The 17,858-nt window shown below is 72.3% G+C and carries 15 protein-coding genes, 2 tRNA genes and 1 riboswitch; of the genes, 6 read left to right on the forward strand and 11 right to left on the reverse strand.

Features of this window, described 5'->3' with window-relative positions; translation table 11 throughout:
* Position 1: 1 nt before the first annotated feature.
* Positions 2 to 343 (reverse strand): cysteine-rich small domain-containing protein, encoded by a 342-nt coding sequence (locus J2S22_RS28080; RefSeq protein WP_272777947.1) that lies wholly within the window; start codon positions 341 to 343, stop codon positions 2 to 4.
* A gap of 297 nt (positions 344 to 640) precedes the next feature.
* Positions 641 to 863: riboswitch (cobalamin riboswitch) on the reverse strand.
* Between the two features lie 124 nt (positions 864 to 987).
* The gene (locus J2S22_RS28085) at positions 988 to 1,596 is read right to left on the reverse strand and encodes a glutathione S-transferase family protein (protein ID WP_272777948.1); all 609 of its coding nucleotides are present in this window, start codon (positions 1,594 to 1,596) and stop codon (positions 988 to 990) included.
* 288 nt (positions 1,597 to 1,884) lie between these two features.
* Between J2S22_RS28085 and J2S22_RS28090 the strand changes: the two genes are divergently transcribed.
* The 3 genes from J2S22_RS28090 (at position 1,885) to J2S22_RS28100 (ending at position 3,697) form a co-directional block, all read left to right on the forward strand.
* Positions 1,885 to 1,960: transfer RNA gene (locus tag J2S22_RS28090), tRNA-Ile, on the forward strand.
* A gap of 260 nt (positions 1,961 to 2,220) precedes the next feature.
* Positions 2,221 to 3,348, forward strand: a complete 1,128-nt coding sequence (locus J2S22_RS28095) for a hypothetical protein (protein WP_307155901.1) — start codon at positions 2,221 to 2,223, stop codon at positions 3,346 to 3,348.
* 208 nt (positions 3,349 to 3,556) lie between these two features.
* On the forward strand, positions 3,557 to 3,697 hold the full coding sequence (locus tag J2S22_RS28100) for a hypothetical protein (protein WP_272777950.1): 141 nt from the start codon (positions 3,557 to 3,559) through the stop codon (positions 3,695 to 3,697).
* A 115-nt stretch (positions 3,698 to 3,812) separates the two neighbouring features.
* On the opposite strand, the gene J2S22_RS28105 is transcribed toward J2S22_RS28100, so the two are convergent.
* The 4 genes from J2S22_RS28105 to J2S22_RS28120 form a co-directional block, all read right to left on the reverse strand.
* The gene (locus J2S22_RS28105; RefSeq protein ID WP_272777951.1) at positions 3,813 to 4,811 is read right to left on the reverse strand and encodes an amidohydrolase family protein; all 999 of its coding nucleotides are present in this window, start codon (positions 4,809 to 4,811) and stop codon (positions 3,813 to 3,815) included.
* Positions 4,812 to 5,148: 337 nt separating this feature from the next.
* Positions 5,149 to 6,183, reverse strand: a complete 1,035-nt coding sequence (locus J2S22_RS28110) for a cytochrome-c peroxidase (protein WP_272777952.1) — start codon at positions 6,181 to 6,183, stop codon at positions 5,149 to 5,151.
* A gap of 534 nt (positions 6,184 to 6,717) precedes the next feature.
* Positions 6,718 to 7,782, reverse strand: a complete 1,065-nt coding sequence (locus J2S22_RS28115) for a hypothetical protein (RefSeq protein ID WP_272777953.1) — start codon at positions 7,780 to 7,782, stop codon at positions 6,718 to 6,720.
* 132 nt (positions 7,783 to 7,914) lie between these two features.
* Positions 7,915 to 8,952, reverse strand: a complete 1,038-nt coding sequence (locus J2S22_RS28120; RefSeq protein ID WP_272777954.1) for an acyltransferase family protein — start codon at positions 8,950 to 8,952, stop codon at positions 7,915 to 7,917.
* Positions 8,953 to 9,215: 263 nt separating this feature from the next.
* Here J2S22_RS28120 and J2S22_RS28125 point away from each other — a divergent pair, with 263 nt between their 5' ends.
* Positions 9,216 to 10,367 carry a glycoside hydrolase 5 family protein gene (locus J2S22_RS28125; RefSeq protein ID WP_272777955.1) on the forward strand — a complete coding sequence of 384 codons (1,152 nt, stop codon included), beginning with the start codon at positions 9,216 to 9,218 and terminating at the stop codon, positions 10,365 to 10,367.
* A gap of 124 nt (positions 10,368 to 10,491) precedes the next feature.
* Here the strand turns inward: J2S22_RS28125 and J2S22_RS28130 are convergent, their stop codons facing one another.
* Entirely contained in the window at positions 10,492 to 11,514 is a 1,023-nt protein-coding gene (locus tag J2S22_RS28130; protein WP_272777956.1) for an amidohydrolase family protein, read from the reverse strand.
* A gap of 32 nt (positions 11,515 to 11,546) precedes the next feature.
* On the reverse strand, positions 11,547 to 12,560 hold the full coding sequence (locus J2S22_RS28135) for a Bug family tripartite tricarboxylate transporter substrate binding protein (RefSeq protein WP_272777957.1): 1,014 nt from the start codon (positions 12,558 to 12,560) through the stop codon (positions 11,547 to 11,549).
* Between the two features lie 260 nt (positions 12,561 to 12,820).
* Here J2S22_RS28135 and J2S22_RS28140 point away from each other — a divergent pair, with 260 nt between their 5' ends.
* Positions 12,821 to 13,774 (forward strand): LysR substrate-binding domain-containing protein, encoded by a 954-nt coding sequence (locus J2S22_RS28140; protein WP_272777958.1) that lies wholly within the window; start codon positions 12,821 to 12,823, stop codon positions 13,772 to 13,774.
* A gap of 190 nt (positions 13,775 to 13,964) precedes the next feature.
* Here the strand turns inward: J2S22_RS28140 and J2S22_RS28145 are convergent.
* A tRNA-Ala gene (locus J2S22_RS28145) sits at positions 13,965 to 14,040 on the reverse strand.
* A gap of 198 nt (positions 14,041 to 14,238) precedes the next feature.
* Positions 14,239 to 14,640 carry a TIGR02300 family protein gene (locus J2S22_RS28150; protein ID WP_272777959.1) on the reverse strand — a complete coding sequence of 134 codons (402 nt, stop codon included), beginning with the start codon at positions 14,638 to 14,640 and terminating at the stop codon, positions 14,239 to 14,241.
* A gap of 315 nt (positions 14,641 to 14,955) precedes the next feature.
* Between J2S22_RS28150 and aroA the strand changes: the two genes are divergently transcribed.
* Complete coding sequence (aroA, locus tag J2S22_RS28155) at positions 14,956 to 16,302, forward strand: 3-phosphoshikimate 1-carboxyvinyltransferase (RefSeq protein ID WP_272777960.1); 1,347 nt, start codon at positions 14,956 to 14,958, stop codon at positions 16,300 to 16,302.
* 133 nt (positions 16,303 to 16,435) lie between these two features.
* Here aroA and J2S22_RS28160 read toward each other — a convergent pair whose 3' ends face one another.
* Positions 16,436 to 17,824: a class I SAM-dependent methyltransferase gene (locus J2S22_RS28160; RefSeq protein WP_272777961.1), complete on the reverse strand. Its 1,389-nt coding sequence runs from the start codon at positions 17,822 to 17,824 to the stop codon at positions 16,436 to 16,438.
* Positions 17,825 to 17,858: the final 34 nt, after the last annotated feature.

Below are 17,858 nucleotides of genomic sequence, written 5' to 3' on the forward strand. Positions count from 1 at the left end.
ATCAGGTCCGAGGGGGCTTGGTTCGAAGCGGCTTCTTGCGATAGCGCCGGGTCTGCTCCCGCCCGTCCCAGACCACCGGCCGCTCGAGCCATTTCTGGATGAAAGTCCAGGCGCCGCGGTAGCCGTTGTGCGGCAGCGTGCAGGCCGAGCAGTCCTTGCGGCGGAGCCCGTTGCGGTCGGTGAAGACCGTGTAGGGGCCCGGGCATTCGTAGGCGATGAGCGGGCAGTAGCAGAACAGGCAGTTGAAGGCGCCGCGCACGCCCGTGTGGCAGGGCAGGAACGGACAGGCCGTGTTGGTGAAGCCCTTGAAGGCTTCGTTGGTGGTCGTGTCCTTGGGCTGCATGGGGCCGGCTCCGTGCGGCGCGTGCGGCATGACGGATCGCAGCGGCGACGGCGTCGCCCCTGCGAGACGGCGCGGCGCAGCGCGCGGGCGCACGACGCACGCCCGCCGGCGCGTCAGGCCGCGGAGGACGAGGACGGTGTCGGGCCCGCCGTTCGCGGCGGCACGGGCATTGCGCCGCCGGCCGCGTGCGGACGACCGGACCCGGGGTCCGTCGGACTCCGAGTGGTCGGATTCAGCGTCTTCGGAATCAGAATCTGATGATCATGAGCGCTCCCCTTTCGACCCGCCGTCGAACGGAATGGACCAGCGTCTCCGGCCGGTCTCCTGGCTCACGGATCGTTGTCGCCGGTCGCCTTCCCGGGGCTTCGCCCAGTGGCTTTCGATCGGCGACGATCCGTCCACAGTTGCGGGGGCAGCCGCGGCATGGAGGACATTCCGACAGGACGAGTCCCGCCGGCAGAGGTCCCGCACCGCGTTCCCGTTTCACCTCTCGCGAGGCACCGAAGACGCCGCCAAATGAGCACGAAGCGGGAGGCGGCGCAAGCGCGCGCCGTCAGGCCGGTGGCGGCAGTGTGCGACCCCTCCGTCCGTCATGGCCGGGCTCGCCCGGCCATCCACGCCGTTGCCGCCAGCGGCCCTCGGGATCAGCCGTCGCGCAGCTCGGTCGCGCGGGCGGAGGGGCGCTGGGCGAAGCCGGCGTACCAGGCGGCGAGCCGCGGCCGTCCGGTCCGCCACGCCAGCTCGGGGAAGCGGAAGTCGACATAGGAGAGGGCGCAGCCGAGCGCGACGTGGCCGATGCCGAACGGCGTCGCGGCGAGCGCCTCCGCCTCGTCCTCCAGCACGGCGAGGCAGGCGTCGGCCTTCACCGCGCAGGCGGCGAGATGGGCCGGATCGGGATGCGTGCGCGCCCGCTCGTAGCGCCACAGGATCAGCAGGTCGAGCAGCCCGTCGCCGAGCGCGGCGCGGCGCAGGGCGGTGAAGTACGCCTCGCGCTCGGCCGGGATCAGGCGCGGCCCGGCGTGCAGGCCGTCGAGATACTCGCAGATGACGGCCGAGTCGTAGAGCGCGGTGCCGTCGTCGCGGATCAGGGTCGGCAGCTTGTTGAGCGGATTCTCGCGCATCAGCGCGGCGTTCGGCTGCGTCGCGGCGACCACGGTGCGCCGGCAGTCGATCCGGTCGGCGAGGCCGGTCTCGTGGGCGACGATCATCACCTTGCGGACGAAGGGCGAGCGGGGCGACCAGTGCAGCAGCATCGGAAAACTCGCGGGCGGGAGCGATGGGGGGAGCAACGGCGGGGCCGGCGGCGCGGACGGCGGCGCCGACCGGGACGTGCGGCCCGCGATTCTAGCCGAGATGCCGCGGCAGGGCGACCGACGGGAGCGGCGAGGCAAAGGGGCGCGGGTCAGGGAGCCGCGGGCGAGTGAGTGCGATGCGCGCGGCACCGCGCGCCGCTCCGGCCGAAGCCTCGGCGCCCGTTGTTCTCTCCCGCCGGCGCTGCTACGGTCCCGCCGCCTCCGGCCGCGCCGGTTCACCGGCGACGCGGGCCCGTAGCTCAATGGTCAGAGCCGGCGGCTCATAACCGCTTGGTTGCAGGTTCGAGTCCTGCCGGGCCCACCACCCGTCTTTTTTCTTTCGGTCTGTGACATCGCTCCGTTCGCCGCAGCGGCGCGCCGAAAAGGCGAGTCGGCTCCGGGCGGTGGGCGCGTCGGCGCAGTGGCGGCTGCGGCTGCCGGGCCCGGCGGGCCGGAGTTTCGCGCAGCGCGATCGCTCCGGGGACGATTCACGGGGGAATCCGAGTCTGCTAGCCTGACCGCGAATCGATCCGCGACCGTCTCGGGCGGACAGGGTGCGCCGCGGCGGCGCTGGGCGGGGTCGTCATGCTTCCGACGTTTCGGCTGATGCTGGTCGCCATCGCGGCCGTCTTCCTCGTGCTGGTGGTCGCGGCGCGCGGCCTCGTCGGCCATCCCGAGGCGGTGACCCGCATCGGCGAGGTGCCGGTGGTCGGCCGCGATCTCCTGCGCCTCTCGGTGATCCCGATCGACGAGACGCAGCGCCGGCTGATGATCGCGGCGATGCCGCCGCTCGACCTCGCGCCGCCGGCCGCACCCGCCGCGCCGGCCGCACCGGCGTCGATCGCCGCCGCGGCCGAGGCCGCAGCCGCGCCCGCCACCGCGGGCGCCGCCGAGGCCGGGCCGGCCGCGGCCGTCGCCGCCGCGGAGCCGGAGGCGCCCGCCGCACCGGCGCCGGTCGCCGACGCGGCCGCCGAATCCATCGCAGCCCAATCCGCCGCAGCCGAGTCCGTCGCCACCGAGTCCGCCGCCACCGAGTCCGTCGCGCCCGCACCCGCCGGGGCCGTGCCGCTGCCGCTGGTCGCCGCCGACGAGCGCGGCCGGCGCACGCCGCGGCCGGCCTCCGCCGATCCGCTCGGCGACCTGATCCGCGCCGTTGTTCCCGAGACGCCCGAGCCGGCGCCGCGCGATCCGCCGGTCGCCGCGGCGCCCTCCGGGCCCTCCGTGCCCGCCGGCCCCGCCGGCCCCGCCGGGCTGTCCGGGGCCGAGGTGGCGGCTGCGGCTCCGGCCGCGGCGGAGGCGCCGCCGGCGGCGCTCGGCTTCGCCGCCGAGCCGGCCCGCCGGACGCCGCCGATCGCCCTGCCGCTGCCCGGCGACGACGTCCAGGACACGCCGGCCACCGCAGCGGCGGCGGCACCGGCCGCACCCGAGCCGCAGGCGGCTCCGGCCGACACCGTCGCAGCGGTCGCGCCGGCTTCGGCCTCGGCGGCCGCCGGGCGGGCCGCCAGGGCGGCGCCGCAGGCGGCGAAGCCGGTCGTCCGCGCCAAGCGCGCCGCCAGGCCGGCGGTGCGCAAGCCGGCGAAGCCGCGGGTGGCGGCGCGCCGCCCGGCGCCGGCGGTCGCGCCGGCCCCCGCGCTGGTGTTCCCGACCTACACGCCGTTCTCGACCGAGACGGCGCCGGCCGCCGCGGCCCCGGCCGCCCGGACGCGTCGCTGAATCCTCATCTGTCGGCGAATTCGCCCGACACGGGCGCCGCCCGTGCCCGGACGGCGCCAGCGGCTTCGTGCAACTGCGGATTGCGGGGCGCCGCCGGGCGGGCTATCGCGCGGTGGAGTGGAACGAACACTGAAACCACGCGTTAAGGATCGTTCGCCGGGTTCTTCTGCCGGAGACGTTTCGCCGGGGACCATCGGAGGCCAGCATCATGGCCCATCATCTGGTCGAGAAAGACACCCTGATCCGCGCCAACCGGACCTTCTCCCTCGGGCTGGTCTGGGGCGGCCTCGCCGTCTGCGTGATGGCGGCCGCCGTCTACGACGTCGGCCACTGGGTCGGTGCGTGGTGAAGCCGCGCGCACCGCGCCTGATCTGACCGGACTCCCGACCGCGGCCCGCGCCGGGACCCGGAGGGCGGGCCGTTGCCCGCGCCCCGCACCGTCGGCGAGCCGATCGTCCGTTCCCTCACAGCCCGAGCAGGCGCTTCGCGTTGCCGCCGAGGATCCTGCGCCGGTCGGCCTCGCACAGCGGCACCGTGGCCATCCAGTCGACCGCCGGGGCGTTCTCGACGAACGGCCAGTCCACCGCGAACATGATGCGGTCGACGCCGAGCTCCATCACGCAGCACATCAGCGCCGGGGTGGAGAAGAAGCCGCTGGTGGTGACGTGGAAATTGTGGGTCAGGATCTCGCGGAACGCGATGCTCTTCTGGCCCGGCCGGGCGAGCGCGCTCTCGATCCGCCACAGCAGGAACGGCAGCGTCTCGCCGAGATGGCCGAGCACGATCTGCAGGCCCGGATGGGCGTCGAACACGCCCGAGAGGATCAGCCGCAGCGCCGTCGTCGCGGTCTCCACCGTAAAGCCCCAGGCGGGCCGCACAACGGTCGGGAAGTCGGCCGCGTAGTCGTCGTAATAGGCCGACGTCACGGCCGCGTGCGGCAGCGAGGGATGCAGGTAGACCGGCACGCGAAGCTGCGCGGCGCGCTCGAAGATCGGCCGGAACCGGCGGTCGTCCAGGAACAGCCCGTGCGCCATCCCGTGCAGCATGGCGCCCTTGAAGCCGAGCGTCTCGACGCAGCGCTCGAGCTCGTCGGCGGCCGCCGCCGGGTCGGCGGTCGGCAGCGCCGCGAAGCCGGCGAAGCGGCCGGGATGCGCCGCCATCGCCGCGTGCAGGCGGTCGTTGACCCGGCGGGTCAGGGGCACGGCGACCTCGGCCGCGAGCCGCTGGGCGGAGGGCGCGCCGTGCGAGAGCACCTGCATGTCGATGCCGGCCGCGTCCATGGCGGCGATCCGGGCGGCGCCGAGATCGGCGAGCCGGTCGGCGAGCGGGCCGGGGCGGGCCGCCTCGGCGCCGGTGAACAGCGCCGCCATCTCGGCGTCCCAGTAGTGCTCCTCGATGGCGATCACGCCCGCGCCCGACGACGCGCGGGTGCCGGCCGCCGGCCGCCGCTGCGGTGTCTGCATGTCACGTCCTCCCCTGGCGGCGCTGCGCCGCCCGCGGCCCCTTCGGCGACGCCGTGGGGCCGGCATGATGGAAGATCGTCTGTAGCAACGCCGCGGGAGCGTGTCACGAGCGCGGCGCCGAAACGAAATCGGCCGCGCACGGGCGCGGCCGATCGTCGTGTCGCGGACCGGGACGTCACGGCCCGGAGCGGTTTCCACGGACGTCGACCCACGCTCCGCTCAGTCCCGCGGACGCGGGACTCCAGGGCGCCACGACTTGCGGCCCCTGGGTCCCCGCCTTGGCGGGGACGAGCGGGGATCGAGTCCTGTTCAGCACGACCGGAAACCGCTCCGACCGTCACTTGGGCATCGGCGTCTCGGTGGTGCTGATCGGCAGGATCGGCAGCTCGACGCGCGGCTGCTCGCCGGTGAGCGAGACCAGGAAGGCCGTGATCGCGTCGATCTCCTTGTCGGTCAGCTTGGCGCCGAGCTGGCTGGTCGCCATCACGGCCACCGCCTGCTTGAGGTCCCACACCTTGCCGGAGTGGAAGTAGGGCGCCGTCAGGGCGATGTTGCGCAGCGGGCCGGCCCGGAACACGTAGTCGGCGTCGGCCGTCTTGGTCACCTCGAAGCGGCCGCGGTCCTTCTCGGGCAGGATGGTGGCGCCCGGCTTCTCGACGACGCCGAACGGATAGTACTCCTCGCCGCCGAGATTGACGCCCTGGTGGCAGGCGACGCAGCCCTTGTCCATGAACAGGCGCAGGCCCTCCTTCTCGGTGGCGTTGAGCGCCGTGACGTTGCCCTCCAGGAACTGGTCGAAGCGCGACGCCGGGGTGATCAGGGTCGCCTCGAAGGCCTCGATCGCCATCGCGAGATTGTCGAAGGTGACCGGCTGCGTCTGGTTCGGGAAGGCGGTCTTGAACTTGGTCACGTAGGCCGGGATGCTGCGCAGCGTCTCCTCGACCACCTTGGGGGTGTTGTTCATCTCGACGCCGGCCTGGATCGGGCCCTTGGCCTGGGCCTTCAGGTCGGCGGCGCGGCCGTCCCAGAACTGCGCCTTGTTGAACACGGCGTTGAGAACGGTCGGGGCGTTGCGCGGGCCCTTGGCCCAGCCGTGGCCGATCGACGTCTCGAGGTTGTCGTCGCCGCCCATCGACAGGTTGTGGCAGGTGTTGCAGCTGATCAGGTGCGAGGCGGAGACGCGCGGATCGAAGAACAGCATCTTGCCGAGCTCGACCTTCTCGCGCGTGACGGCGTTGTCCTTCACGGCGGGCACGATCGAGGGGATCGGCTTGAAGTAGTCCCGGGCGTCCTTCAGGAGGGCCTGGTCGTTCGCCGAAGCCGGCATGCCGGCGAGCGCCACCAGGGTGGCGGCCAGCAAGAGTGTCCTCATGGCTCCACTCCGATAATGATTTGCAGGTGCGGACTAGTGCGGCGGGAGTGGACGCCTCCGGGCGGGGGCACGGCCTTGCGTTAGGTCAAACTGGAATAAGGAAAAGGAAAAGGCTGCCGCGCGGGCCGCCGCACCGCGAAACACGTGCCAGACATATGCAAGAATCTGCGACCGAACGTCGCGATCCGCGTCCTCACGGCTTCTTCGAGCGAATCGCCCGGAGTCCGCCATGTGGTTGGCCGGCTTGCGCGGGGGCGCGCAATGTCGGGCAGACACGATATCGCTTTCCGTTCAGATAGCAGGAGTTCGGCTGGTCGCTCAGGCGCCGGGCCTCCACGGGGACCGTCGAGGCAAGCAGTGCGAGCGCCGCCGCTGCGATGAAGAGTCTCGCCATCCGGGCGCCTCATCTTAGATTGATAGAGCCTAAATTTCAATCTACAGTATGCAATACTTTGAGGCAACCGGGGCAGGCGGTTCGTCGCTCGTTTGAACAGGACCGCCGCCGAAGCGGCCGGTCCCGCCGCGCCGCCGTTGTCAACGCACCGTCTTGCGGGCGATCACCACGTTGTCGAACACCAGGTTCGACGACCAGATCCAGCGCGACCCCTCGAACAGCTCGGGATAGCGCGTGTAGGCCGGCAGCGCCCGCACGCCGACATCCGTGTCGGTGTACTCGTAGGCGCGCGGCCACTTGCCGTCGTCGAAGGCCTTGCCCTGCCAGCCGTCCGGGATCCTGTAATGCACGGCATAGCAGGCGTCGCCGCAGGGCGGCTTCTTGGCGACCGGGTGGACGCGGCCGAGCGCCGTGGTGTCGTGCACGTTGCCGGTCTCGACGACCTCGTCGGGCGTGTTCAGCGGGGCGATGTAGAAGGTCTGCGCCTTCCAGCTCGAGTCCGTGACGGTGCCGTCGGAGAAGCGGGCGATCAGGCCGCCGTCGCCGGGATGGCGCGGATTGCCCATGAACAGCTCCATGCCGAGGCCGAGCTGCTCGTCCCAGTCCACCAGCAGGAACGCCATCGTGTAGGGCTTCTTCGCCTTGAACCTCACGATGGCCGAGTTGAACGGCGTATAGGGCGTGTGGTCGAGGCCGACCAGCTTTCCGTTCACGTAGAATTCGAAGTAGTTGTCGGCGACGACGTACCCCGTGATCACCTCGCCGTCCGGATCGATCTCCACCACCGGCACCTTGGACGCGTCGACGTCGGCACTCTTGGCCGGCGTCACCTGATTGCACTCGTTGTAGAGGTCGGCGGCGATCGGGCCTTTGCCGTACTGCACCCGGGCCGGCATGGTGATCACGGTGCCGTCGGTCGCCGTGATGGTGCCGACCGCGCTGACCCGGTGGTTCGAGACCGTCACCGGACACTTGTACAGGTTCTCCACCGTCACCTTGGCCTGCCCCTGGGTGACCATGCGGCCGCCGGGCAGCGCGCCCGGCCTGGCGGCGGGGGCGGCGGGCGCGCCCGCCGCCGGGGCGGGCGACGCGGCGGGGGCGGGTGGGGCCGGCGATTGCGCGCCGGCCGGAACGATGGTGAGGACAGCGGCAGTCGCGAGCGCGAGCCTCGCGCCGCGCGCGCGGGCCGGAAGTCGGCGTGACATGCGTTTCTCTCCCAGAGACGTCTTTTTTCGAAGGCCGGCGTCGAGGCCGGGGCAGTCGGAGGCGGCGATAGTGCATGGCGCCGGACCGCCCGGCAAGAACCTGCGTCGGCGGCGCAGGCGGCGCGCCCCGCGTCAGCCTCGGGCGAGAGCCGTCTTCGCGCGGCGGTCGGTGCGGGCCGAGAACGGCAGGCCGAGCCACGCCTCGATGCCGAGCCGGACCGCGACGAACTGGACCAGCACCGGCACGACGATCGAGACCAGCGTCATGACGCCGAGCAGCGTCGCGACGTCGCCGACATGCAGGACGCGCAGCAGGACGACGCGGGTGAAGCCCATCACCAGGATGTGCATCACGAACACGCTCATCGAGTATTGTCCCGCGAGGACCAGATCCCGGAACGGCATCCCCGCGGCGGCGTGGCGGCCGAGCGCGCCGCACAGGCTCACGGTGGCGGCGATGCCGAGCACCGCGGCCGGAACGGCCAGCCGGTCCGGCACCTGCATGGCGCGGCAGGCCAGCGCGACGGCGACGAGGCCGGCGCACAGGAGCGCGGCGGCGGCGAACGAGCGGGGGATGCGGTCGAGCCAGCGACGCTCGGCCGCGATCATGCCGACCAGGAACCAGAAGAAGCCGTAGAAGATGTCGGCGACGAGCTGCGGTGCCCACAGGGCCGACGCCAGGAACGCCGGCAGCGCGAGGGTCAGCACGATCCGCCGGTCGGTGCCGCCGACCGCGACGGCCAGAACGGTGCCGACGAACAGCGCGTAGAGGAACCAGAACGGCGAGATCGGGATCCAGAGAATGCTCAGGAGATTCTCCGGGCCCCACCGGTTGTTCAGGGCGCCGGTGTTGCTGAGCAGGATCAGCACCGCGCCCTGGAGGATCGACCACACGAAGTAGGGATACACGATCGTGATCAGCTTCCTGCGCCAGAAGCCGGGATCGAGCCGATGCGCAGGGGCGCGGAAGAACAGGCCGCTGGCGAGGAAGAACACCGGCATATGGAACGTGTAGATCACGTAGTCGAGCGCGTGCAGCCACGAGGTCTCGGGCACGATCCCGGCGGCCATCAGGCCGCGCAGGCAGTGGCCGAACACGACGAGGACGATCGCCAGGCCCTTGACGGCGTCGAGCTCGAACGATCGATGGTGCGTGGTGATCTGATTCACGTCGTCGGCCCCGTCGTGGCGAGACACGACCGGCCGCCGCGATCCGGCGCAGCGGTCGATGCGCTGCGTATCGCCGACGATAGCCAGGGCCGCCGCGACCACCAGCTTAACCTGGCATTAGGGTAAATCCGCCCGCGGCGGCGGTGCGGCCGGCCGTGCCGTTCGGTTGACCGGTCCGGTCCGCCCGCTATCCTCCGGGCGCGCGGGCGGCGTCCGGGCCGGAGGCGCCGCGGGGCGGCGCGCGACATCGCAAGGAGACCTCCGTGAAGCGCAGCCGCCTGTCGGCCTTCGTCCTCGCCGTGCTGCTGGTCGCCGGCCTCGGCTGGAACGAGCCGGGTGCGTCCGAACCGCCGCGCCCCGGTGTCGCGACGGCGGCCGGCACGCAGGGGCAGGGGAGCGCCACGACGGGACAGGGCAGGTCGGGGCAGCGGGCCGCCGGGCCGCGCTCGGAGGCGACAAGTCCGGCCGGCGGCCGCAAGGGCGTCGCCGCCGACCTGTTCGGCCTGAGCGCCGACGCGCTGAACGCCACGCTCGACGACATGGTGCGTCTCGGCGTGACCTTCGTGCGGGTCGATTTCGACTGGTCCCACATGCAGCCGCGCCGCGACTTCTACAATGTCGAGGCGCACGACCGCGTCGCGCGCGCCGTGCAGGCGCACGGGCTGCGCCTTCTCGGCATCATCGACTACACGCCCGAATGGGCGAATGGCGGCGCCGGCACCAAGCTGCATCCGCCCGTCGACGCCGCCGACTACGGCCGCTTCGCCGGCTATCTGGCGCAGCGCTACAAGCATTTCGGCGTGCACGACTGGGAGATCTGGAACGAGCCCAATCTCGGCTCGGTGTTCTGGCGCTCGGGCGCCGATCCGGCCCGCTATGCCGGCCTGCTGAAATCAGCCTATCCGGAGATCAAGCGGGCCGATCCGGGCGCCACCGTGATCACGGCCGGGCTCGCCCCGGCCGCCGACGAAGGTCTCGACATGCGGCCCCAGACCTTTCTCGACGGCGTCTACCGGGCCGGCGGGCGCGGCTTCTTCGATCACGTCGGCCATCACCCCTACGTGTCGCCGGCGCTGCCCTCGGCGACCGACGGCAGCGCGTTCTGGTGGACCGCCATGGACGATCTTCGCGCCATCATGGTGAAGAACGGCGACGGCGCGAAGGCGATCTGGATGACCGAGTTCGGCGCCCCGACGGCGGGCGGCCCCGGCGCCGTCGACGAGGCCCGGCAGGCCGCCATCATCGCCGACGGGTTCCGGCTGCAGCAGCGCGCGGCGTGGCTCGGCCCGCTGATCGTCTACGCCTACCAGGACGCCGGCACCGACCCGTCGACCCAGGAGAACTTCTTCGGCCTGTTGCGCGCCGACGGCTCCCGCAAGCCGGCCTGGGAGGCGTTCCGCCAAGCCCCGCCGTGACGCCGGCCGCCGTGACACCGGCCGCGGCGCGGCGACCTTCGGCGACCCGCTCGCACGGCCGAGTCAGGTCGAACACCCGGCCGGGGTCGATCCGTCGCGGCGCTTCGCAGGCTGCGATCGGGGGCTACGATCGCTGCCGCGCGATCTGCGCGGGGAGCCGGCCGTAGACCTTCAGCGCGTTCGTCTCGAAGATCTTCGTCCGCGCCGCGGCGTCCAGGGCCGGGGCGGCGGTGACGTAGCGGCCGGTGTCGTCGAAGTCGAAGCCGGTCTCCGGGTCGGCGCCCTTGACGGCGCCCAGCATCTCGGTGGCGAACAGGATGTTGTCGGCCGGGATCACCCGGGTCAGCAGGTCGATGCCGGGCTGGTGGTAGACGCAGGTGTCGAAGAACAGGTTGCTCATCAGATGCCGGTCGAGCGTCGGCCGGCCGAGCTGGCGGGCGAGGCCGCGATAGCGGCCCCAGTGATAGGGCGCGGCGCCGCCGCCGTGCGGGACGATCAGCTTCAGTTTCGGAAAGTCCCTGAACAGGTCGCCGGCGACGAGCTGCATCACCACCGTGGTGTCGGCGTTGATGTAGTGGGCGCCGGTGGTGTGGAAGTTGCAGTTGCACGAGCCGCTGACATGGATCATCGCCGGCACGTCGAGCGCCACCATGGCCTCGTAGAGCGGATACCAGGCGCGGTCGGTCATCGGCACGCCGCGCCAGTGGCCGCCGGACGGGTCGGGGTTGAGGTTGCAGCCGACGAAGCCGAGCTCCGTCACGCAGCGCTCCAGCTCGGCGACGCAGTCGGCCGGCGCCGCGTCGGGCGCCTGCGGCAGCTGGGCGACGCCGACGAAGTTGTCCGGAAACAGCCGGCACACCCGGTGGATCAGGTCGTTGCAGTGCCGGGTCCACACGGCGCTGGTCGCGGCGTCGCCGAGATGGTGCCCCATCGCCGAGGCCTTGGGCGAGAACAGCGTGAGGTCGATGCCGCGCTGCCGCTGGATGGCAAGCTGGCCGGCCGCGATGCTCGCGCGGATCTCGTCGTCCGTGATGGCCGGGTAGGGCGGGGCGGGGCGTCCCGCCGCCGCGGCGGCGAGCTGCTCGGCCCGCCACGCCTCGTGGGCGGCGGGCGCCGTGGTGTAGTGGCCGTGGCAGTCGATGATCATCTCGGTCTCGCGGGCGGTCGTCGTGGACGTGATCACTTCAGGCGGATGTTGGCCGCCTCGATCACCTTCGACCACTTCGCGATGTCCTGCTTCATCAGCGCATCGAGCGCGGCCGGGGTGCTCCATTCGAGGTCCATGCCCTGCACCGCGAGCTTCTCCTGCAGGGCCTTGTCGGACAGCGCCTTCTTCAGCGACGCGCTGATCCTGTCGATGATCGCCGGCGGCGTGCCCTTGGGGGCGAACAGGCCGTACCAGGTGGTGTAGCCGAAGGCCGGCACCGTGTCGGAGATCAGCGGCAGGCCGGCGTCGCCGCGGCTCTTCGCCGTCATGCCGAGCGCCCGCAGCGTGCCCTGGTCGATCATGCCGCGCAGCGACGGCATCGACGAGAAGGTCGCCTGGATCTGGCCCGACATCACGTCGACGATCGCCTGCGACGTGCCGCGATAGGGGACGTGCACGATGTCGATTCCCGCCGTCATCTTCAGCATCTCCATGCCGAGATGGGCGACCGCGCCGGTGCCGGCCGAGCCGAAATGCAGCTTGCCCGGATTGGCCTTCGCGTAGGCGACGAGGTCCGCCATGGTCCGGATCGGCAGCTTCGGGTCGATCACCAGCACGTGCGCGCTGGTGGAGACGAGGCCGATCGGCACCAGCTGCTCGACCGTGCTCATGTCGCGCTCGGCCAGCGGATGGCTGACCACGTTGCCGGAGGCGGGGAACAGCAGCGTGTAGCCGTCCGGCTCGGCCCGGGCGACGTTGAGCACCGCCAGCTTGCCGCCGGCGCCGCCCTGGTTCTCGATGATGAAGGCGCGGCCGAGATCCTCCCCCATGCGGGCCGCGACCTCGCGGGCCACCAGGTCGGCCGGGCCGCCGGCCGCGAACGGCACCATCACCCGGACGTTGCGGGCCGGCCAGTCCTTCGCCGCGTCCGCCTGGGCGGCGGCGGGCGACGAGACGGCGGCGAGGGCGGCGGCGACGGGGACGACGAGGGCGGCGGCGAGGGCCGCGCGCCGGGCGCGGAGCGGAAACCGGAAGACTGTCGACATGGCGCGACCTGTTCCTGCGGTGGGAGGCGATCGGGGTGGGCCGATGCTGGACGAGGCGAAGAATCGGAAACGCGGAGAATTCGGAGCGCGCGCAGGCGCCGGGCAGGGAAGGCCGGCCGGCGACGCGGCACGGTCGGAGCCGCGTCCCGGACCGGCGGCGCGCGGCGCGATCGCCCGTGTTGCCGCGACGCTACCGGGCCGCTACTGATACGGTCCAATATGTTCTAAGGGCGCCGGTTATTCGGATCGGATATGGATCGATGAACGACCGCCAGATGCGCTACTTCATCGCCGTGGCCGAGCAGCTCAGCTTCAGCCGCGCCGCCCGCCTGCTCAACGTCAGCCAGCCGCCGCTCAGCATGCAGATCAAGGCGCTGGAGGAGGAGCTCGGCGCCGCCCTCCTGGTGCGCACCCGCCGCCGGGTGGAGCTGACCGAGGCCGGCCGGCTGTTTCTCGACAGCGCCCGCCGGGCGGTCCGCCAGATGGACGACGCCGCCGCCCTGGTGCGCCAGTCGGCCGAGGGCAAGGCCGGCGTGCTGCGCCTCGGCTTCACCAGCTCGGTGCCGCTGTCGAGCGTCTTCGCCCGCGTCATGCGGTCGTTCCGGGCCACTCATCCGCGGGTCGAGATCGAGCTCCTGCACATGTCGACGAGGGACCAGCTCGAGGCCCTCGAGGAGGACCGGCTCGACGCCGGAATCCTGCGCCCCGCCAACGGCGTCCAGCCGCGGGCCGGGATCGTCCTGCGGCCCGTCTGGCGCGACCGGCTGGCCGCCTTCCTGCCCGAGGCGCATCCGCTCGCCGGCGCCGCCGGGCCGGTCGCCATGGCCGAGCTGCGGACCGAGGACTTCGTCATGGTGTCGCGGCCGATCGGCTGCGGCGTGCACGAGCAGACCCTGCGGCTGTGCGCGGCGGCCGGCTTCCTGCCGCATGTCGTGCAGGAGAGCCGCGAGCTCACCACGGTGCTGGGCCTGGTGGCGGCCGGGCTCGGCGTCTCGGTGCTGCCCGACTGCTACGCCCGGGTCGGCATGGCCGGGGTGGTGGCCCGCCCGCTCGCCTCGAGCGACGCCGAGAGCCGCCTCATGCTGGCGGTGCGGGCCCCGGCTCCCTCGCCGGTCGCCCGCCGATTCGTCGCGGTGGTGCAGGACGAGCTGCGCGCGCCGCCGCCGGAGCGCGGGCGGGCGCGGGCCGACCTCGCGGCGCTGCTGGTGGAGTGATTCGCGACCGGCCGGCGCGCCGGCGGTGCGGTTCGCCGGGCGGCTGCCCGCGACGCACCGGGCCTGAATCGTGACGCACCGGGCCTGAATCGGTCACAGCGCCGAGCGTCCCGTCGCCGGGCGTCCCGTCGCTGTCGGAAAGTCAGGCTTCAGGGAGTTGCTGGAGCAGAGAGTTGCTGGAGCAGGAGGTTGGTGGAGCCAAGGGGAGTCGAACCCCTGACCTCTTGAATGCCATTCAAGCGCTCTCCCAACTGAGCTATGGCCCCACGCGCGACACGGGCTTGGGAACTCCGTGTCGAAAGTCTGTCCCCGCGGTCCTCCGCCGGCCTTGCGGCCGATCGGCGGTGCGTCCGCCGGGGATTCGGTCCGAGCCTTCTAGGCCCGGGCGCCGTCCGGTTCAAGGCCCCTCGTCGGAGCGCCCGGCGCGTCGGCGCCGCGCTTAGAACCACACTTTGCCGCCGACCTCAAGTCTCTTCCTCGTCCTCGATGTCGCCGCCGAGAATTTCCGACACGTCGGTGTCCTCTTCCTCGTCCTCGGCGATGAAGGCGGCGTCGTCGAGGCTCTCGTCGATGTCGACGTCGTCGTCCACGTCGGCGATGTCCTCGCCGACCGGCACCTTCTTGCCGCCGGAGGCCTCGGCATCGGCCTCCTCGAGCGACACGAACTCGGCCTCGGTGGTCTCCGGCAGCTCGGTCTCGGCCGCCATCCGGGCGGTGTCCGGGCGGCCGCCGCGCGGCGCCACCGGCAGCGCCACCTCGTAGACGGTGCCGCATTTCGGGCAGACGATCGGGTCTTTCGACAGATCGTAGAACTTGGCGCCGCACGAGGCGCAGAGGCGTTTCGTACCGAGCTCGGGTTTTGCCACGGTCGGAAATCCTTGAAGCGGACGTCGGAAAAACGGACCATCCCTCTGGCGACTCGATGGTCCGGTGTCAATAGCGGCGGCGCACGGTCGGACGGCGTTTCTTCGGCCGATTCGCGGGCGTCGCTCCCGCGCCGCCCGGCTGCACGCCGCGCCGTGCGCCATATGGGGCCGCCGCCCCGCCGGCGGAAGGCCGCGCGCCGGCGTTCCGGCCGGCCCCGGCCCCGCGGCAAGATTCCAGTGGGCGGCGGGGGCGATCCTGGATAAGAGATCGCCGCCTTCCGATGCGTTTCCGCCGCCGTTCACGGGGCCTCCGCCATGTCCTCGACCGCCGCCCTCATGCCGCTCGCCGCCCGCGGCGCCCGTCCGCTGACCGGGTGCGTGCGCGTGCCGGGCGACAAGTCGATCTCGCACCGGGCGCTGATTCTCGGCGCGCTCGCGGTCGGCCGCACCACCGTGACGGGCCTGCTCGAGGGCGAGGACGTGCTGGCGACCGGCAAGGCGATGAGCCTGCTGGGCGCCACCGTGGTGCGCACCGGCCCGGGCGCCTGGAGCGTCGACGGCGTCGGGGTGGGGGGCTTCGCGCCGCCGCCCGAGACGCTGGATTTCGGCAATTCCGGCACCGGCTGCCGGCTGGTGATGGGCGCCGTCGCCGGCTGCCCGGTGACCGCCGTGTTCGACGGCGACGCCTCGCTGCGCCGCCGGCCGATGCGCCGGATCCTCGATCCGCTGGTGAGGATGGGCGCCACCGTGGTGCAGGCCGCCGAGGGCGACCGCCTGCCGGTGTGGCTCGCCGGCGCCCGCGACCCGCTGCCGATCGTCTACGCGACCCCGGTGCCGTCGGCCCAGGTGAAGTCGGCCGTGCTGCTCGCCGGCCTCGCGGCGCCCGGCGAGACCGTGGTGATCGAGAGCGAGGCGACCCGCGACCACACGGAGAAGATGCTCGCCCATTTCGGCGCGACCCTGAGCGTCGTGCCGGACGGGCCGCACGGGCGCCGAATCACCCTGTCGGGCCAGCCGGAGCTCGCCGGCGCGGCCGTCGTCGTGCCGGCCGATCCGTCCTCGGCGGCGTTCCCGCTGGTGGCGGCCCTGCTGGTGCCGGGCTCGGACGTGATTCTCGAGAACGTGATGACCAATCCGTTGCGCACCGGGCTGATCACCACGCTGCGCGAGATGGGCGCGTCGATCGAGGCGGTCGACGGCCGCGAGGACGGCGGCGAGGCGATGGCGGATCTGCGGGTGCGCTTCTCCGATCTCGTCGGCGTCGAGGTCCCGCCCGAGCGCGCCCCGGCCATGATCGACGAGTATCCGGTGCTCGCCGTCGCGGCCGCCTTCGCGCGCGGCACCACCGTCATGCGTGGCCTGAAGGAGCTGCGGGTGAAGGAATCCGACCGGCTCGCCGCCACGGCCGATCTGCTGCGCGTCAACGGCGTGCCGGTGGAGATCTCGGGCGACGACATGATCGTCGAGGGCGTGGGGGGCCGGGGGCGGCCGCCGGGCGGCGGCACCGTCGCCACCCACATGGATCACCGCATCGCCATGTCGGCGCTGGTGATGGGGCTCGCCAGCGAGAAGCCGGTCGCCGTCGACGACGCCGCCTTCATCGCCACCAGCTTCCCCGGCTTCGTCGAGACCATGCGCGGGCTCGGCGCCGACATCGGGTAGGGCCCGGTCTCGGCAGGAAGGTCGTCATGGCCGCGCTTGTCGCGGCCATCCATGTCTTCCGATGCCCGTCGTGCGCGAACGCGTGGATGGCCGCGACAAGCCCGGCCACGACGGCGTGGAGGGGTGCGCGACCCTACCGCGGCCGGACGCTCGACCGCACCGGCGTCGGACGGCCGCCGCTCGCGGACGGCGCGGGCTCGGGCGCCGGCGGCCCGGCCGGGGCGTCGCGGTAGAGGTCCGCCCGGGTCGGCGGCAGGCCGGAGGGGCCGCGGCGGCGCTTGGAGGCGAGCGTCTGGTAGAGGCCGACCGTGTTGCGCTCGAACGCGATGGCGCAGGCGGCCAGATAGGCGATCCACATCCGCGTCTTGACCTCGCCGACCTCGGCGATGGCGGCGGCCTCGTTCGCCAGCAGCCGGTCGTGCCACAGCCGGCAGGTCTTCCAATAGTGCTCGCGCAGCTGCTCGACGTCGTGCACCTCGAAGCCGTGGCGCTCCAGCATCGTCACGGTGTTGCCGATGTGGTCGAGCTCGCCGCCCGGGAAGATGTACTTGGTCAGGAGCGCGAACTCGGCACGCTTCCTGCGGAAGGTCCTGTCGTCGCGCTTCGCCGGCCGGGTGATGGCGTGGTGCAGGAACAGCCCGCCCGGCACCAGCACGCGGTTCACGGTGTCGTAATAGGTCGGGTAGTTGTCGATCCCGATGTGCTCCTGGATGCCGATCGCCGCGACCTTGTCGTACTGGCCGTCCACGGTGGAGTAGTCGCGCAGCTCGATCCGGACGCGGTCCTCGAGCCCGAGCCGGCGGATCTTCTCCTGCGCGAAGGCGACCTGCTGCTCCGACAGCGTCACCCCGTGCGCCGTGACGCCGTAGTGCTGGGCGGCGTAGCAGGACAGCGCCCCCCAGCCGCAGCCGACGTCGAGCAGCCGCTCGCCCGGCTTCAGGCGCAGCTTGCGGCAGATGTGCTCCAGCTTGTCGCGCTGGATGGTGTCGACGTCGTTGTCCCAGTCGGTGCAGTAGCCGCAGGTGTAGACCATCTCGCGATCGAGCCAGAGCGCGTAGAAGGCGTTCGAGACGTCGTAGTGATAGGCGATGTTCTTCTTGTTCTCGGACGGCGCGCCGCTGCTCGGCTTCTCGCCCGGCTGCTCCTCCAGCGGCCACGGGCCGCCGCGCGACACCGGGAAGAAGCGCGCCGCCGTGGTGAGCGTCAGTGTCTTGTCGAGCGTCTTGAGGAAGTCCTTGGTGCGCACCCGCGGGCGCTGCTTCACCAGGTCGAAGATCGTGCCGTTGACCAGGGCGATGCGGCCGGCCGCCCACAGGTTGGCCAGGGTCTCCAGGTTCGGCCGCCGCACCATCGCGGCGACCGCGCCCTCGTCGGCGATCCGCACCGCGAGCGCGTCGGCGGGAAGGTCGGCCGGCACGCGGGCGCCGTCCCACAGCACGAAGCCGATGTCGAGCGACAGCCGCTCGCGGGCATGGTCCAGGAGCTGCTTGAAGCTGTCGAGGCGTCGTGCGGCCGCGTCCATGAATGTCCCCCGCGCATGTCCCGGGCACAACCGG

This window comes from Rhodoplanes tepidamans (assembly GCF_030813915.1).
GTDB classification, from domain to species: Bacteria; Pseudomonadota; Alphaproteobacteria; order Rhizobiales; family Xanthobacteraceae; genus Rhodoplanes; species Rhodoplanes tepidamans.

Excerpts from the sequence above, each read along its gene's own strand:
- J2S22_RS28095 (WP_307155901.1), top strand. The coding sequence starts at position 2,221 with ATGCTTCCGACGTTTCGGCTGATGCTGGTCGCCATCGCGGCCGTCTTC.
- J2S22_RS28085 (WP_272777948.1), bottom strand. The coding sequence starts at position 1,596 with ATGCTGCTGCACTGGTCGCCCCGCTCGCCCTTCGTCCGCAAGGTGATG.
- J2S22_RS28115 (WP_272777953.1), bottom strand. The coding sequence starts at position 7,782 with ATGTCACGCCGACTTCCGGCCCGCGCGCGCGGCGCGAGGCTCGCGCTC.
- J2S22_RS28080 (WP_272777947.1), bottom strand. The coding sequence starts at position 343 with ATGCAGCCCAAGGACACGACCACCAACGAAGCCTTCAAGGGCTTCACC.
- aroA (WP_272777960.1), top strand. The coding sequence starts at position 14,956 with ATGTCCTCGACCGCCGCCCTCATGCCGCTCGCCGCCCGCGGCGCCCGT.
- J2S22_RS28140 (WP_272777958.1), top strand. The coding sequence starts at position 12,821 with ATGAACGACCGCCAGATGCGCTACTTCATCGCCGTGGCCGAGCAGCTC.
- J2S22_RS28130 (WP_272777956.1), bottom strand. The coding sequence starts at position 11,514 with ATGATCATCGACTGCCACGGCCACTACACCACGGCGCCCGCCGCCCAC.
- J2S22_RS28135 (WP_272777957.1), bottom strand. The coding sequence starts at position 12,560 with ATGTCGACAGTCTTCCGGTTTCCGCTCCGCGCCCGGCGCGCGGCCCTC.
- J2S22_RS28105 (WP_272777951.1), bottom strand. The coding sequence starts at position 4,811 with ATGCAGACACCGCAGCGGCGGCCGGCGGCCGGCACCCGCGCGTCGTCG.
- J2S22_RS28160 (WP_272777961.1), bottom strand. The coding sequence starts at position 17,824 with ATGGACGCGGCCGCACGACGCCTCGACAGCTTCAAGCAGCTCCTGGAC.
- J2S22_RS28100 (WP_272777950.1), top strand. The coding sequence starts at position 3,557 with ATGGCCCATCATCTGGTCGAGAAAGACACCCTGATCCGCGCCAACCGG.
- J2S22_RS28110 (WP_272777952.1), bottom strand. The coding sequence starts at position 6,183 with ATGAGGACACTCTTGCTGGCCGCCACCCTGGTGGCGCTCGCCGGCATG.